At 46.2% G+C, this 15,353-nt stretch carries 8 protein-coding genes; 7 read left to right on the top strand and 1 reads right to left on the bottom strand.

Annotated elements, in window-relative coordinates:
- Positions 1 to 309: 309 nt before the first annotated feature.
- The gene (malT, locus tag L9Q40_RS07090; protein ID WP_014234988.1) at positions 310 to 3,018 is read right to left on the bottom strand and encodes an HTH-type transcriptional regulator MalT; all 2,709 of its coding nucleotides are present in this window, start codon (positions 3,016 to 3,018) and stop codon (positions 310 to 312) included.
- A gap of 569 nt (positions 3,019 to 3,587) precedes the next feature.
- On the opposite strand from malT, the gene L9Q40_RS07085 reads away from it, so the two are divergent.
- The 7 genes from L9Q40_RS07085 (at position 3,588) to L9Q40_RS07055 (ending at position 15,351) form a co-directional block, all read left to right on the top strand.
- Positions 3,588 to 6,041: a glycogen/starch/alpha-glucan phosphorylase gene (locus L9Q40_RS07085; RefSeq protein ID WP_065300531.1), complete on the top strand. Its 2,454-nt coding sequence runs from the start codon at positions 3,588 to 3,590 to the stop codon at positions 6,039 to 6,041.
- A gap of 116 nt (positions 6,042 to 6,157) precedes the next feature.
- Positions 6,158 to 8,338, top strand: a complete 2,181-nt coding sequence (malQ, locus tag L9Q40_RS07080) for a 4-alpha-glucanotransferase (protein WP_498792897.1) — start codon at positions 6,158 to 6,160, stop codon at positions 8,336 to 8,338.
- A 281-nt stretch (positions 8,339 to 8,619) separates the two neighbouring features.
- Positions 8,620 to 10,824 (top strand): 1,4-alpha-glucan branching protein GlgB, encoded by a 2,205-nt coding sequence (glgB, locus tag L9Q40_RS07075; RefSeq protein ID WP_498792896.1) that lies wholly within the window; start codon positions 8,620 to 8,622, stop codon positions 10,822 to 10,824.
- Positions 10,825 to 10,970: 146 nt separating this feature from the next.
- The gene (gene mtgA, locus L9Q40_RS07070) at positions 10,971 to 11,648 is read left to right on the top strand and encodes a monofunctional biosynthetic peptidoglycan transglycosylase (RefSeq protein ID WP_014234984.1); all 678 of its coding nucleotides are present in this window, start codon (positions 10,971 to 10,973) and stop codon (positions 11,646 to 11,648) included.
- Positions 11,649 to 11,809: 161 nt separating this feature from the next.
- Positions 11,810 to 13,870 carry an alpha-amylase gene (locus L9Q40_RS07065; RefSeq protein ID WP_498792895.1) on the top strand — a complete coding sequence of 687 codons (2,061 nt, stop codon included), beginning with the start codon at positions 11,810 to 11,812 and terminating at the stop codon, positions 13,868 to 13,870.
- Positions 13,871 to 14,146: 276 nt separating this feature from the next.
- A complete protein-coding gene (locus L9Q40_RS07060) occupies positions 14,147 to 14,884 on the top strand; it encodes a nucleoside recognition domain-containing protein (RefSeq protein WP_065298078.1) in 738 nt (245 codons plus the stop codon).
- A complete protein-coding gene (locus tag L9Q40_RS07055) occupies positions 14,884 to 15,351 on the top strand; it encodes a YjiG family protein (protein WP_020333469.1) in 468 nt (155 codons plus the stop codon). The genes L9Q40_RS07060 and L9Q40_RS07055 overlap by 1 nt, the downstream gene beginning before the upstream one ends.
- Positions 15,352 to 15,353 lie beyond the last annotated feature (2 nt).

Raw genomic sequence — 15,353 nt, 5'->3', positions numbered from 1 at the left:
ACATATGAGATATTGAGTCAAAAATAAAGCTTTCAATTATGGCATGGTTTATGCATAATACGCCGCGACCCTTCTTAAGCCGAGGGTCACCTAGCCAACTGACGTTGTTAGTGAATACAGATTGTTCACATTAAATATCAGCCAATCGCGATTATTGCGATTGGCTATTTTTTTGTCTGAATAAAAGGCTATTTCTGCTCAACCACAGCTCAGGCTACTAAGTGCAATGCTGAAAGCTCAAGCTAAATAAAAAGGGCTGACGCTTTCACGCCAACCCTTCGTTTTAAGCTACTGAGTGGTTTATCTCTTCTAGTAACCCATCAATTGCAGTAGGTTTTCTGCCGTGATAATCGCTTCCTTACGGTTCGCAATGTTCAGTTTCTGATACAGGTTACGGATGTGGGTTTTAATGGTTGTTCCGGCGACATCAAGCTCCTGAGCAATTTGTTCATTACTGAAGCCCGAGTAAATCAATCCAAGCACCTGCCACTCACGTTGAGTGAGCGGGCTAGTGCGTACTAACTCTGGTACGTTCGGGTGGTTCACCAAGTTCTCAATGAAGTCTTCATCGAAGTGAATTGAACGGCTGCGCTGATTTGATGAAATGTCTTTCATCAGTTGTTGTGCGCGGTGACGTTCTAAATCGCCCAACTCGTGACGCAGGCTAAGCTTTTCTAACAAACCGCCAATGGTTGCGCCATCAATCAAGAAGTTTCCAACCATACCTGTCTGGTTGGTCATTACTAATGCTTCTTTAAGTAAGGCTTTCGCTTGTTCTTCATCTTTCTGACGCGCAGCTAATACCGCTTCAACAACTAAGTTGCGGTTCGTGTCAGTGACTAAGTTACTGCGATGCGCTTCGCTTTGTAGAAAATTCAACGCTTGGCGAGCTTCGTCATATTGACCAAGATTAATGTGCGCACGAACGATATTACGCCACTGCAATTGACAGAAGTGGTTACACGCAGATTCTGGACGAACTGCACTGTTGAGCCACTCTTGTATTGCATCCATATTGCCGCGAGCTTGCCAAAATAAGATGAGGGACAATGATGCGTTCGCCGTCCAGTCGACGTGGTAGGTCGATTGTTTCATCAAGTGTTGAATATGCTCTATAAACTTACCTGCTTTGTCGAGCTCTCCACGTCCAACAGCTATACGTGCAAGCATAGAATAGCTATGTAAGTGCTTGCTTGGCGAATGGCTTTCTAAGATCTGTAACCCCTTATAAGCACACTCTTCGGCTTCATCCAGACGATTCCAGCACCAAAGCACTTGCGCACGAATACGAAGTAAAAACTCATGCAGCGGCACGTGCTGAAGCTGATGCTCTTCTATCAGACGGAAGCCCGAATCTTGCAATTCAAAGGCAGCCTGAACATAGCCTTGGGCAATCAATATTTCACTTTGTTGTAGAATCGCCCATAACGCCTGATGGTAAACTTGATACTGGCGAGCCAGTTTTTCGGTTTGCTGCATCATCGGTAATGCACGATCGAGCTTACCCAGTACGTGATTGACTTCACCAACGACTGAGGTCGCCACGATTCGGCTCCGATAGATAGTGTGGTCTAACTCACTGAGTGCGAGTTCTGCCAACTCAAGTGCTTTTTCTGGCTGGTTACTGTTAATCGCAACCTGAGCAAGTAGTGCATTGGCCTGCCCTTGATAGTGGACATCCAGCTCAATATCTCGCTTTTGGTGCTCCGCTTCTGCTTCTTCAAGCAACTGACCAACCTGATTGTAACGGTGCTGACTTTGAGCCAGCCATGCGCGTAACATCGTCAGTTTTGGATGACTAAATAGCAGTTCTGAGTCAAGTTGATGAATGGCATTTTCCAAGGTGCTTAGCTCGCCTTGGTTAAACATTTTCCAGCCAAATTCGTTAAGAATTTCAACCACTAAATCTTTATCGTCAGATTTCTGAGCGTGGTGAATTGCTTGGTGAGGCGATTTTTGTTGTAACCAAGCTAATGCAGCATTGCGATGTAGATCTTTTTCTTGCTGAGGAATGCGAGCCTGGCGCTCATGAGACAAAAACTCACCGAACAGGTTGTGGAATCGGAACCAGTTATGTTCACCCTCGAGAGGGTAAATAAACAACCCGTAGCGATTCAGGGATTCAATCATACCGAGTGCATCTTCACGCTGAGTTAACGCGAATACCAACTCGTCGTTGAAATGATCCAGAACCGAAACCTGCATCAGGAATTGGCGAGTTTCATGATCGAGCAGATCAAATACTTCCTCTACCAGGTAATCCCAAAGATGTGCGTGGTTGAACTGAGAAACAGACTCTACCGTCTGCGCCAAGGTACGGTTTTGATGCTGCGCCTGAAGAGCGATAAGTTGTAATGCAGAGGGCCAGCCTTCAACATAAGTTCTCAGACTGTTTGCCATGTCTTCATCAATACCGTCAGCGATGCGCTGGTTAAAGAAGCGGGTCGTTTCTTCCGTATCGAAGGCTAACATGTCGTTGCCGATTTCGATCATCAAGTCACGCACACGCAGGTTTGCAGTACCTAATGGCGGTGTCGCACGGCTTGTGACGACGACGGTTAAGTTGTCAGGCATGTGCTTTAAAAAGAAGCGCATTGATTCATGAATTTCATCATTGGTGATTAAGTGATAGTCATCGAGTACTACGTAACATTCCTGATGAAAGTCAGCCATTTCGGCAAACAGCTCGCTATACAATGAGCGTAAAGAGGATATTTGGCGTTTTTCCGCCAGTTTCTGTGCATTAGAACAACTGAAGTTTGTTGCTTTGTTTAATGCCTGCAACAGGTAATTGACAAAACGGAAGCCGTCATTATCGCTGTCATCAATACTGTACCAACCAACATTAGGCTTATCCGACAGCCACTGCGCTGCCATTGTTGTTTTACCGTAACCGGCAGGTGAGCGAAACAAAACCAATTTGTAATAAGGCGCTTGTTGCAGTAAGTCCAGCACTCTTGGACGCACAATGGCGTTATGTAACCGGCCTGGGCGAGTGAGCTTAGATGGAATCCACATTATTCGTTATGTCCTTAATTTATGTAAGCTAGCGAAATCTGAAAACGGTTTTCGTCACCAAATTTTAATCTGTTTAAAAAGTAAACAAAAATATAAATCGAGTGGGATGTTACGACATCGCTATTACACCTTACTTTGATCCACTTCCTAATTCTCACGAGATGAGGGAAATGGCACCAACTACGCCCTGTATTTGTGAGTTTAATCACTTTTTTAGGCTGGTTTGTTATGCCTTGTAGGAATTCTTGCACGATGGATATGTAATTTTTGTGTTTGTGAACAAGGGGAGTGTGATCGCTAATACAAAATTTACATCATGCTTCGACAGTGTCTTAAAAACTTCATGAGTAAATTTTAGCCTTTTCTCATATTCGCCTGTGATCGAAATCACTAAGAAGCGGAGCGTAAAAAGCTTTGTTGCGATTCAGATCACTAACTGATCGGTTGTACCCCCCTCTACGCCCTCATTCCTCCTCCTTCAAAGGAGGAGAAACAGGAGGATGTTTATTCACACCGGTAAATGCACGATATATGGCAGATGAATTACTAAAAGACGTGAGAATTTCTTAATGAAACCTACACAACAGAAAAAATTTGATAAAAAGTCGTTCCAAGACAGCGTAAAGAAACACCTATCAGTGACTTACGCACATACTGTTGAAAACGCAGATAGCCGCGCATGGTACCTAGCAATGGGTCGTGCACTAGCGGAGATCACTACTTTTGATTTGCTTGCTACTGAAGAAGATCCTCGAATCAAAGGTGCTAAGAGCGTTAACTACCTTTCTCTAGAATTCCTAATTGGCCGTTTAACGGGCAATAACTTAATCAGCATGGGTCTGTACGAGCAAGTAACAGAAGCAATGGCTGAATTGGGTCATAGCGTAACTGACCTTCTTGAAGAAGAACGCGACCCTTCATTGGGTAACGGCGGTCTTGGCCGTCTGGCAGCTTGTTTCATGGATTCATGTGCCGCGCAAGAATACCCAACAGTGGGTTACGGCCTACACTACGAATACGGTCTATTTAAGCAATCTTTCAAAGATGGCCGTCAACAAGAAGCGCCAGATGCATGGTGTGGCGTAGAAGGTTACCCTTGGGAAGTGGCTCGTCCAGAGCTTGCTCAAGAAATCGGCTTCTACGGTCATGTTGAAGTGGTCAACGAGAACGGTAAAGAAGTTCGTAAATGGGTTCCAGGCATGACAGTAAAAGCGATGCCTTGGGATCTACCAATCGTAGGTTACGAATCAGAAACAGTTTACCCACTGCGCCTTTGGGAATGTCAGGCAATTGCACCATTCTCACTTGCAAGCTTTAACAATGGTAACTACTTCGAAGCTCAGCATGCGCTGATCGACGCTGGCAACATAACTAAAGTGCTTTACCCGAATGACAACCACGAGAAAGGTAAAACACTTCGTCTAATGCAACAGTACTTCCACTCTGCAGCGTCAGTACGCGATATTCTTCGCCGCCACGAAGCAGCAGGCTACTCATTAGAAGAACTGCCTAAGCAAGAGACTATCCAGCTTAATGATACGCACCCAACTATCGCTATTCCTGAGCTAATGCGCATCCTTGTTGATGAGAAAGGTCTGTCTTGGGAAGCGGCGTGGGAAATCTGTTCGCACACATTCGCGTACACAAACCACACATTACTTCCAGAAGCACTAGAGACATGGCCAGAGTCGCTAATTCAGCACTTGCTTCCACGTCACATGGAAATCATTTACGAAATCAACCACCGCTTCCTGCAAGAAGTTCGTGCTAAGTGGCCTGGTGATGTTGCGAAACAGCAAAAACTTTCGATCATCGAAGACGGTTTCCACCGCATGGTACGTATGGCTAACCTGAGTGTAATCGGTTCATACGCGGTTAATGGTGTAGCAGCACTTCACTCTGAATTGGTTAAGAAAGACCTGTTCCCTGAGTTCCATGAGCTGTACCCGACTCGTCTACACAATGTAACGAACGGTATTACTCCGCGTCGTTGGTTGAAGTTCTGTAACCCAGGCCTGTCTCAGCTAATTACTGACAAGATCGGTGGCGAATGGCCAGCGAAACTGGAGTTGTTGGAAGGCATCGCGAAATACGCCACTGACGAGAAATTCCAAAAAGAATTCATGGCAGTGAAGAAAGAGAACAAAGAACGCCTGGCTCACTGGGTGAAAGAGAACATGGGTATCGAGCTGGATACCAATGCGATCTTCGATGTTCAAATCAAGCGTCTACACGAGTACAAGCGTCAGCACCTAGATTTGCTACACGTGTTGTCTCTGTACCATCGCATCCTTAACGAGCCTGGGTTTGATTGTGTACCACGAGTTGTATTCTTCGCAGCGAAAGCAGCGCCGGGTTACCACCTGGCGAAAGAAATCATCTTCGCAATCAACAAAATTGCAGAGAAGATCAACAGCGACCCTCGCATCGGTAACAAGCTTAAAGTGGTATTCATTCCTGACTACCGCGTGAGCATGGCAGAAATCATCATTCCTGCGGCGGACGTATCACAACAAATCTCGCTAGCAGGTAAAGAAGCGTCAGGTACTGGTAACATGAAGATGGCGCTAAACGGTGCTCTTACTATCGGTACAATGGATGGTGCGAACGTTGAGATTCGTGAAGAAGTGGGTGACGAGAACATCTACATCTTCGGTCTGGATGTTGAAGGTGTGAAAGCGCTGAAAGCTCAAGGCTACAACCCGTTTGATTACTACAATGCGGACCATCTACTAAAAGCGTCAATGGATCTTCTTGTCGGTGAAGAGTTCACACCAGGTCAGCCGGGTCTATTGCGTGCTACGTACGACAGCCTGCTTGATGGCGGTGACCCATACCTATGTCTTGCAGACTTCGCGTCTTACGTGAAAGCGCATGAAGATATGGGCGAGCAATACAAAGACCAGGCTGGTTGGGCTAAGAAAGCCATCCTTAATACCGCCCTCGTTGGCAAGTTCACGTCAGACCGCTCAATTCGAGACTATGTGAACAACATCTGGAAACTAGAACCGGTTCACCGTTAATAAGACAAGTAAAAACCAAGGTAGCCCTGCGCTACCTTTGGTTATTTTCAAATATAAGTTATTGATAACAATAAAACCCTACATGGAAGGTGTTTGCATTACCTTCGGAGAAAGCGATGAAAGAACTAACAGCATTAAAGAAAGTCGCGGAAATGGCGAGATTGGCTGACAGTTACGTCAGTGCATGGGGAGATGAGGCTAAAGTGTCTGATGAGACTCTGCGCCGTTTGCTCGCTTCACTTGGCTACGATACTAGCAGCGATGAAAAACTATTGGCTTCTGCTGAGAAGAAGCATAAGAAAGACGTACTAGCCCCTGTTCTTGTTTTACGCGACGGTGAGCCTGTCGAAGTGGAACTAAACCTAGGTACGAGTGCTCGTGAGAGTGAATTCAGCTGGCGTTTAGAAACAGAGCAAGGAGAGGTACTTGAAGGCTATCTTCAGTCTCAAATTGTTCGTGATGAACGTGCTGAGGGTGGCCCTCTAGTGTTTGCATTGCCAAAGAACTTGGCATGGGGTTATCACAAACTGATCATCAGTCGTAAGCGTCGTAAAACGCCTTATGAAATGTCGCTGATCATCACTCCAAAAGCTTGTTACAAACAAGATGCGCTTAACGAACACAAAAAGCTTTGGGGCCCGAGTATTCAGCTTTACACATTGCGTACTCAGCATAACTGGGGTATCGGTGATTTCGGAGACCTTAAGCAACTGGTTAGTGACATTGCTTCGCGTGGCGGAGACTTCATTGGCCTGAACCCAATTCACTCGTTGTTCCCGGCAAACCCAGAAGGTGCGAGCCCATACAGCCCGTCTTCTCGCCGCTGGTTGAACATCATGTATATTGATGTGGTATCCGTACCGGAATTCGCTCTGAGTGCAGAAGCGCAGCAACAAGTTGGCAGTGCTGAATTCCAGCAGCGCCTACAAAAAGCTCGTGATTCTCATTGGGTTAATTACACCGAAGTCTCAGCTCTTAAAATGAGCGTACTGCCTTTACTGTTTAGCGAGTTCAAAGCGCGTCATCTGGACAAGAATACTGACCGCGCACGTGCATTCTTAGAATTCGTAGAGAAAGGCGGCGACAGCTTGTTACATCAAGCTGCCTTTGACGCACTTCATGCCGATCTGCACGCAGAAGATGCCAACGTGTGGGGTTGGCCAGCGTTCCCTGAAAAATACCGTACATTCGAGTCGGCTGGAACGCAGAAATACATCAAAGATCAAAAAGACCGCGTTCACCTGTACATGTACTTACAGTGGATCGCTGATGATCAAATCAAAGAAGCGCAAGCGCTTGCAGAAGAAAAAGGTATGTCTGTAGGTCTGTACCGTGACCTTGCAGTAGGCGTAGCGGATTCTGGCAGTGAAACTTGGGCTGACGAAGGTAACCTTGTTCTGGACGCAAGTATTGGTGCGCCACCAGATGTACTGGGCCCACTAGGTCAAAACTGGGGTCTGCCTCCACTAAACCCACAAGTGCTTGAAGCAACGGGTTACGACGCTTACATCCAACTGCTGCGTGCCAACATGAAGCATTGTGGTTCGCTACGTATTGACCATGTACTTGGCTTGCTGCGTCTGTGGTGGATTCCAAAAGGCGAAAAGGCAACAGAAGGGGCTTACCTGTACTACCCAGTAGAAGACATGCTGGCAATCTTAGCGCTTGAGTCACATCGTCATCAATGTTCAGTTATTGGTGAAGACTTAGGTACGGTGCCAGACGAAATCGTTGATATTCTTCGCGATGCTGGTGTGCACTCATACAAAGTATTTTTCTTTGAAACCTCAAAAGACGACGGCGGCTTCATTTCTCCTAAGCATTATGCTGAGCAATCTATGGCGGCACTGTGTACGCACGATATGCCAACGCTACGCGGTTTCTGGCACTGTGATGACTTAAAAATGGGTCGTGAGATTGGTCTGTACCCAGACGAAGAGCAACTAGAAGGTCTGTTTGCTGATCGTCTGAAGTGCAAGCAAGGCATTCTGGATAGCGTTCGCTGGCATGGTTATCTGCCTGAAGGCATTGGCCATGATGCGCAGTTTGTTCCAATGGATTCGTACTTAAGCGAAGCGCTTCAACTGCATGTTGCAGCGGGTGATTCTGCACTGCTTAGTGTTCAGCTGGAAGACTGGCTAGAGATGGATCAACCGGTCAATATTCCTGGTACTGTTGATGAGTATCCAAACTGGCGTCGTAAGCTGTCGATGAACCTTGATGAAATTTTCAGTCGTGAAGATGTGAATCGAATTGCAAAACGTTTAACGGAAGTTCGCGCTCAAGCAAGCAAGTAAGGACGAATAGAATGAGTGAGAAAGCGAGCTGATTATAAATTTGTTTGCTCTTAGGTAAGAAATTTCCATCTACGTCACTCATTCTATAAAAACAATCCGTTAGGATGGAGTACTGTTATTATGCCCGCAATAATAGCGGGCATTTTCGTTTTTTGATGCTGCTTGCAAACATTGACGTTCGAAGCAGTGCTTTTTAGTAAGTTTACAATGTTGGCTGTGCAAGCCAATATTTTCTTAAACTCGGTGTGTTTAAGGTGGATATTGGTTTTAGGGAGAAAGGTTTGAAAAACACGAAAACAAATAAAATAAAGAGAACAAAGAAAAAGTATGAACGTGCCTATGAACTGCTAGCTCAGGCTTCTTACTCGGATCCCTTTGCGACGCTGGGGCCATTTATTGATGATGGTGAAGGTTCCCTAAGAGTCTGGATGCCAGGTGCTGATAAAGTTGAATTATTGGTTGAAGGGGAGCCAAGAGTTGCCCTTGAACGCGAAGGTGAAAGCGGATTTATTCTCAAAGAAAAACGCGATTTACACCTCACACATTACCGCTTAGCTGTAGATTGGAATGGCGTTGAACAAATCATTGACGACCCGTACCAATACCACAATATTTACCAAGAGTACGAACACCTGCACACACCGAAAGACATGTATCACTACATGGGTTCGCACTTTGTCACTCTAGAACGTGGAGGTAAACATATCTCTGGCGTTCGTTTCCTAGTTTATGCACCGCATGCGTCAGCCGTGAGTTTGATCGGCGGATTTAACCAGTGGGATGGCCGTCGTCAGCCAATGCAACGCCTCGATTACGGTATTTGGGGCTTGTTCGTTCCTGGCTTAGAAGAAGGCGTACAATACAAATACGAACTAAAAGGTCCACATGGAGAAGGGTTGCCTCATAAGCAAGACCCATGGGGCTTTTATTCAGAGCAGTACCCGTCATTCGCATCCATCACTTACGACCACAACCGTTACCAATGGCAGGATACGCAATGGCAAAGTCGTCCAGTAACGGAAAAGCGCAGTGAAGCGTTGTCTTTCTATGAGCTACACGCTGGCTCCTGGAAACGCAATGAGCAGGGTGAGTTTCTTAACTACCGTGAACTGGCTGAACATTTAGTGCCATATTTGGTCGACATGGAGTACACCCACGTTGAACTGATGCCAGTTTCTGAACATCCATTCTACGGTTCTTGGGGTTACCAGCCAGTGGGGCTGTTTGCTCCAACCAGTCGTTATGGATCGCCAGATGACTTCAAATACTTTGTTGATGCTTGTCACCAAGCGGGTATTGGCGTGGTTCTCGATTGGGTACCAGCGCACTTCCCATCCGATGACCATGGTTTGGCAAACTTCGATGGCACACCTCTGTTCCACGATCCAGACCCACGTCGCGGCTGGCACCAAGACTGGAACTCGTATATCTATGATGTCGGCCGCGAGCACGTCCGTCGCTTCCTAGTCGCGAATGCCTTGTACTGGTTCGAACAATTCCATATTGATGGTATTCGAGTCGATGCCGTTGCGTCCATGATCTACCTTGACTACTCACGCAGTCATGATCAGTGGATTCCAAATGTCGATGGTGGCAACGAAAACTATGAAGCGATTGCGACACTAAAATGGATGAACGAGGAGGTGTACAAACACTTCCCGAATGCTATGACGATTGCTGAAGAGTCGACGGCATTCCCCGGTGTGTCTGCGCCAACATTCATGGGCGGATTGGGCTTCGGATTTAAGTGGAATATGGGTTGGATGCACGACAGTCTTTCTTACATGAAAGAAGATCCTGTTCATCGCAAATACCACCACAATACCATCACGTTCCCGCTTATTTATGCACACAGTGAGAACTATGTATTGTCGTTGTCGCACGATGAAGTGGTGTATGGCAAAGCCTCTATCCACAACAAAATGCCTGGTGATGAATGGCAACAAACCGCTAACTTGCGTGCTTACTACGGCCATATGTACGGCCAGCCAGGTAAAAAGCTTAACTTTATGGGCGCAGAATTAGGTCAGACAGCGGAATGGAACCATGATGATCAACTGCAGTGGTTCTTATTGGAGTTTGAACGTCACAAAGGGGTTCAAGATCTGACTCGTGACTTAAACCATCTATACCGAACTGAACCAGCTATGCACGATCAGGATTGTATTCCTGCTGGTTTCGAATGGCGTCTTCAAGATGAAGCGGATGCGAGTATTCTGGCTCATGAGCGTATTAGTGAGGACGGTGAGCGTATTTTGGTTATCACCAACTTTACGCCAGTACCACATGAGAAGTTCCGCTTAGGCGTTCCGAATGAAGGCCGATACGATCTTCTGCTTAACACCGATGACAGCAAATACGGTGGCAGTGGCTTCAAGGTTCACAAGAGTGTTGAAACTGAAGAGATCGAAAGCGAGTCGCTCCCACAATCTCTTGGATTGCGTATCCCACCTTTATCAACGGTGTTCTACAAGCTTGCTAAATAAGCGCCACTTAAAACATCAAGCCCGCTTTACAATGTAAATCGGGCTTTTTTTGACCAAACTTTAACCTCAGAAACTTGTTGTTCTTTGCAGAATACGGCAATCTTGCTCGCTTGCTTTTAAAGCGGAGCGTTGTCGGGATACTGAGAATGATCAAAAGGCTCAAGTCATTTCTAATTAAAGTCGTGTTGGTACTGTTGCTTGCCCCTATTGTTATGGTCGGGGCGGTAAAGTTTATCGATCCTCCAATTTGGGGCTGGAAACTCAGTCGCCTTGTCTCACCTCCAACAAACTATCCTGATCACAGTCAGCATGAATGGGTGCCTTTGTCGCAAATCTCCAAAAACATGCAGCTTGCTGTGATTGCAACAGAAGACCAAAAATTCCCGACGCACTATGGCGTCGATTTTGAGTCTCTGTTTAATGTGATAGCGAATGCGGACGAAAATGGCCCATCCCGCGGAGCAAGCACGATTACCCAACAAACCGCCAAGAATGTGTTTTTGTTTCCTGCCCATTCTTATGTGCGTAAGGCCTATGAGCTTTACTTTGCACTGCTGATGGAAGCGATGTGGAGCAAAGAGCGCATTCTGGAAGTCTACCTGAATGTGGTTGAGTTTGGTCCGGGTATCTATGGTACAGAAGCGGCTGCTCAGAACTACTTTGGCGTAAGCTCAGATAGATTGTCGAAGTGGCAAGCGGCGCAATTAGCCGTGGTGTTGCCTAATCCTTATCGTATAAAAGTTTACCCACAAAGCGACTATACTCAGCGCCGCACCAGATGGGCGATGAATCAAATGCGAAATCTAGGCAGCGTTCATTTGTAGAAATTTCAAACTACGCCCTGATAAAGCAAAAATGTGAGTTAATCCAAGCTTTAGGGCGTAGTCTATTAGAATGATGTGCTCAAATTTTCATCCATTTACTATTAGTGTGAATAAAACTAATAAATTTGCGTAGGTTACATACGCAATCAATGGATAGAACGATGAAACTGAATCTGATCACGACGACATTATTACTCGCCTCGGCAAGTGCTATTTCTGAACCCAATATCACCATATCTACCACAACGAACAGCCGCGATTTTCCACTCAGTGCCGAGCAACCTTTAGTCGTGCCGCTTACCAAAGACGGCTACACACTAAAAATAACCGGTATTGAGGGAAATTGTACCGCGCCCGACGGACAAAACGTAAAGTTCAATACACCCATTTCACTGAACTGTGGAGAGCCGACAGAACTTGCGCTGAAAATACGTTTTACCGGGGACTACTCGTTTGCCTATGATGAGCAGGCAAAAACGCTTCTGTTTAAGCGAGAACCAAAGAAAGCGGCGAAGACTGAGTTCAAACGCCCGATCCCACAAGTCCAGTGTGAAGTTTATCAAGGTGGCGAAGTGTCCATTGCATTGGGTGATAGTTTCCCCGATGGAACCAAATTGCGGGATGCTTACTCAGGGCAGGTAGTCGAAGTGAAAAATCAACAAGTCTCTTTGGTGCCAGACCAAGCGTCAGGTGGAATCGTACTTCTTGAGCCGATGAAGAAAACCAAGCAAGCAATTCCGTTTGACTACCGAAATGCCAATATCTACTTTGTGATGGTTGATAGATTCAACAACGCAGATAGCAGCAATGATGCCAGCTATGGGCGTAAAAAGGACGGGAAAGAAGAAATCGGTACCTTCCATGGTGGCGACCTTAAAGGAGTGATTGATAAGCTGGACTACATCAAAAGCTTGGGGACAGATGCCATTTGGTTATCGCCGATTGTTGAGCAGGTACACGGTTTTGTTGGCGGTGGCGACAGTGGCTCGTTCCCATTTTATGCTTATCACGGTTACTGGACGCGTGATTTTACTAAGATCGACGAAAACTTCGGCAGTGAAGCTGACTTAAAGACGCTGGTGGAAGAAGCGCACAAACGCGGGCTAAAAGTGCTGATGGATGCCGTCATCAACCACACCGGTTACTCCACACTTGCCGATTTAAAGTTTGATGGTATCGAAGTGCTCAACCCGGGCGCTGATTTGCCAGAGAAATGGGCGAACTGGCAACCAAAGAGTGGTGAAAACTGGCACAGCTATCACCAATATATTTATTACCAAAGTCCGAACTGGGCTAACTGGTGGGGTGGTGATTGGGTAAGAGCAGGTTTACCGGGCTATCCTGAGCCGGGCAGCAGCGATATCACTATGTCGCTCGCTGGGTTGCCGGACTTTGTCACCGAATCTGATAAAGCGGTAACACCACCTAAGTGGCTGCTAGACAATCCGGGTACGCGTGTTAAGGCGCGAGACAATTTCACCGTGTCGGATTATTTAATTGAATGGCAAACGGATTGGGTGAAGCGCTTTGGCATTGATGGATATCGCGTCGACACCGTAAAACACGTTGAAGGTGACGTGTGGAAACGCCTGAAGCAAGAAGCCTCTCAAAGCTTAGAACAGTGGCGTAAAGAAAACGGTAAATCCGGTCAACCGTTTTGGATGATGGGCGAAGTATGGGGACACACCGCATATCGCAGCCCTTACTTTGACGATGGCTTCGATGCGCTGATCAACTTTGATATGCAGAAGAAACTTGATAAAGGCGCAGCCTGTTTTAGTCAGATGGCTGACACCTACCAAAGCTATGCCGATACCATCGCCAACGAGAAAGACTTTAACCCGGTCAGCTATATGTCCTCTCACGACACCGAGCTATTCTTCTCACGCTTTAAAGACTACGCTATGCAGCGTAACGCAGCGAATGCGCTGTTGTTAAGCCCTGGCGCTGTACAGGTCTATTATGGCGATGAAGTGGGGCGTAACATTGGCCCATATGCAGACGACTTCCACCAAGGCACTCGCTCTGACATGGTATGGGAGCTGACTGACGATAAACAATCGTTGCTGAAACATTGGCAGACTCTAGGGCAGTTCCGTAAAGCACACCCTGCGATTGGAGCGGGTAAGCATCACGTAATCGCTCAGGAAGGAGCGTACGTCTTCTCTCGTACTCTTGCTGGTGACAAGGTAGTGGTTGCGTTTGTCGGCCGAGATAGGTAATTCACAAGCGATCAATAAATAGTTAAAAGCCCTTCTTTGCAAAGAAGGGCTTTTTATTTCAAATTCTGGATCTAATTTACCAATAAGTTAATGCCAAATTAAAAACTGCAAAACTCATCATCATGTATTTTAAAGTTTAAATTGTAATCAAATATTAAAATAAAATATGGTTAATTAATATTTAATCAGCCTGCCGCTCTTATTGATATTAATCATATTTATTGCTCATTGTTCAGGTAAACATATGTATCAAATTCCACATGTTTAGGTAACGTTATGAAAACCCCTGTTCAAACTGAGCGAAAGGTGACGCTTGGGTGCTATCTTGCACTCGCGTTTGCTATCGTATTTTTCTCTGGTATGTTGAAATCAAACCAATGGTATGGCGTGTTTGACTTCACCACATTAAATGGCTCTTTCGGTAAGGTGGCGTCTGGTGTCACTGAAACGGCCGACGGTGTAAAAGTTGCAACAACAACGCTTCGCGGTTCAGGCGGTAGCGGTGCTCGAGATGGCTTTATTTTTGCGCTTACTCTTATCCCAACTGTGATGTTTGCTTTAGGCATGATCAATGTTCTTGAGCATTGCGGTGCACTAGATGCGGCGCGCAAACTGCTGACTCCTCTACTACGCCCAATGGTAGGCATTCCGGGCAACTCTGGTCTAGCCCTTATTGCTTCACTTCAAAGTACCGATGCTGGCGCAGCGATGACGCGTCAACTTAAAGATGAAGGTCATCTTACCAAACGTGAAACCGATGTCTTTACTATGTTCCAGTTCACTGCAGGTGCAACCATCGTTAACTTCTTCTCATCAGGTGCCGTGCTATTTACTTTGACCATGGCCGATGGCTCTTTGGCTGTAACGTCTTCTATCGGCTTGGCGGTTGTGGTCATGTTTGCGTTTAAGATTATTGGCGCAAACTTATTCCGCATCTACTTAAACATCACAGAAGGTAAAGAAGACAAACAAGAGCAAAACAAAACTGAGAACTTGAAAGAGGAGATCGCGTAATGGGTGACGTAAAAGCAAGCAAGCCTATGGTGACAGATATTTTCGTTGAAGGTGCAAAGAAAGGTTGGGTGATCGCGACGACTTCGACGGTACCAAACGTTCTTATGGCATTTGTAATTATCAAAGCACTTCAGATCACCGGCGCACTGGATCTCATGGGTACTGTCTTCTCTCCGGTGATGGCGATATTTGGTTTGCCAGGTGAAGCGGCTGCCGTACTTATTGGCGCTTGGATGTCAATGGGTGGCGCTGTGGGTGTGGTTATCACGCTGTTTGACCAAGGGATTCTTAATGGCACCCACATCGCGATTCTTGCGCCTGCAATCTACCTGATGGGCTCGCAGGTTCAATACATGGGACGGATTATGGGTCCTATTGGCACTGAAGGTCGCTACATTCCAATCATGATTGCTATCTCAGTGATGAACGCATTTGGCGCAATGTTGGTCATGAACTTGTTTGTTTAGGA

Origin of the sequence: Allocatenococcus thiocycli (assembly GCF_921292965.1) — a bacterium.
Lineage (GTDB): Bacteria > Pseudomonadota > Gammaproteobacteria > Enterobacterales > Vibrionaceae > Vibrio > Vibrio natriegens.
The sequence above is the reverse complement of the archived record's forward strand: the minus strand, read 5'-3'. Positions and strand labels throughout refer to the sequence as shown.

Excerpts from the sequence above, each read along its gene's own strand:
- malT (WP_014234988.1), bottom strand. The coding sequence starts at position 3,018 with ATGTGGATTCCATCTAAGCTCACTCGCCCAGGCCGGTTACATAACGCC.
- L9Q40_RS07085 (WP_065300531.1), top strand. The coding sequence starts at position 3,588 with ATGAAACCTACACAACAGAAAAAATTTGATAAAAAGTCGTTCCAAGAC.
- malQ (WP_498792897.1), top strand. The coding sequence starts at position 6,158 with ATGAAAGAACTAACAGCATTAAAGAAAGTCGCGGAAATGGCGAGATTG.
- mtgA (WP_014234984.1), top strand. The coding sequence starts at position 10,971 with ATGATCAAAAGGCTCAAGTCATTTCTAATTAAAGTCGTGTTGGTACTG.
- L9Q40_RS07065 (WP_498792895.1), top strand. The coding sequence starts at position 11,810 with ATGAAACTGAATCTGATCACGACGACATTATTACTCGCCTCGGCAAGT.
- L9Q40_RS07060 (WP_065298078.1), top strand. The coding sequence starts at position 14,147 with ATGAAAACCCCTGTTCAAACTGAGCGAAAGGTGACGCTTGGGTGCTAT.
- L9Q40_RS07055 (WP_020333469.1), top strand. The coding sequence starts at position 14,884 with ATGGGTGACGTAAAAGCAAGCAAGCCTATGGTGACAGATATTTTCGTT.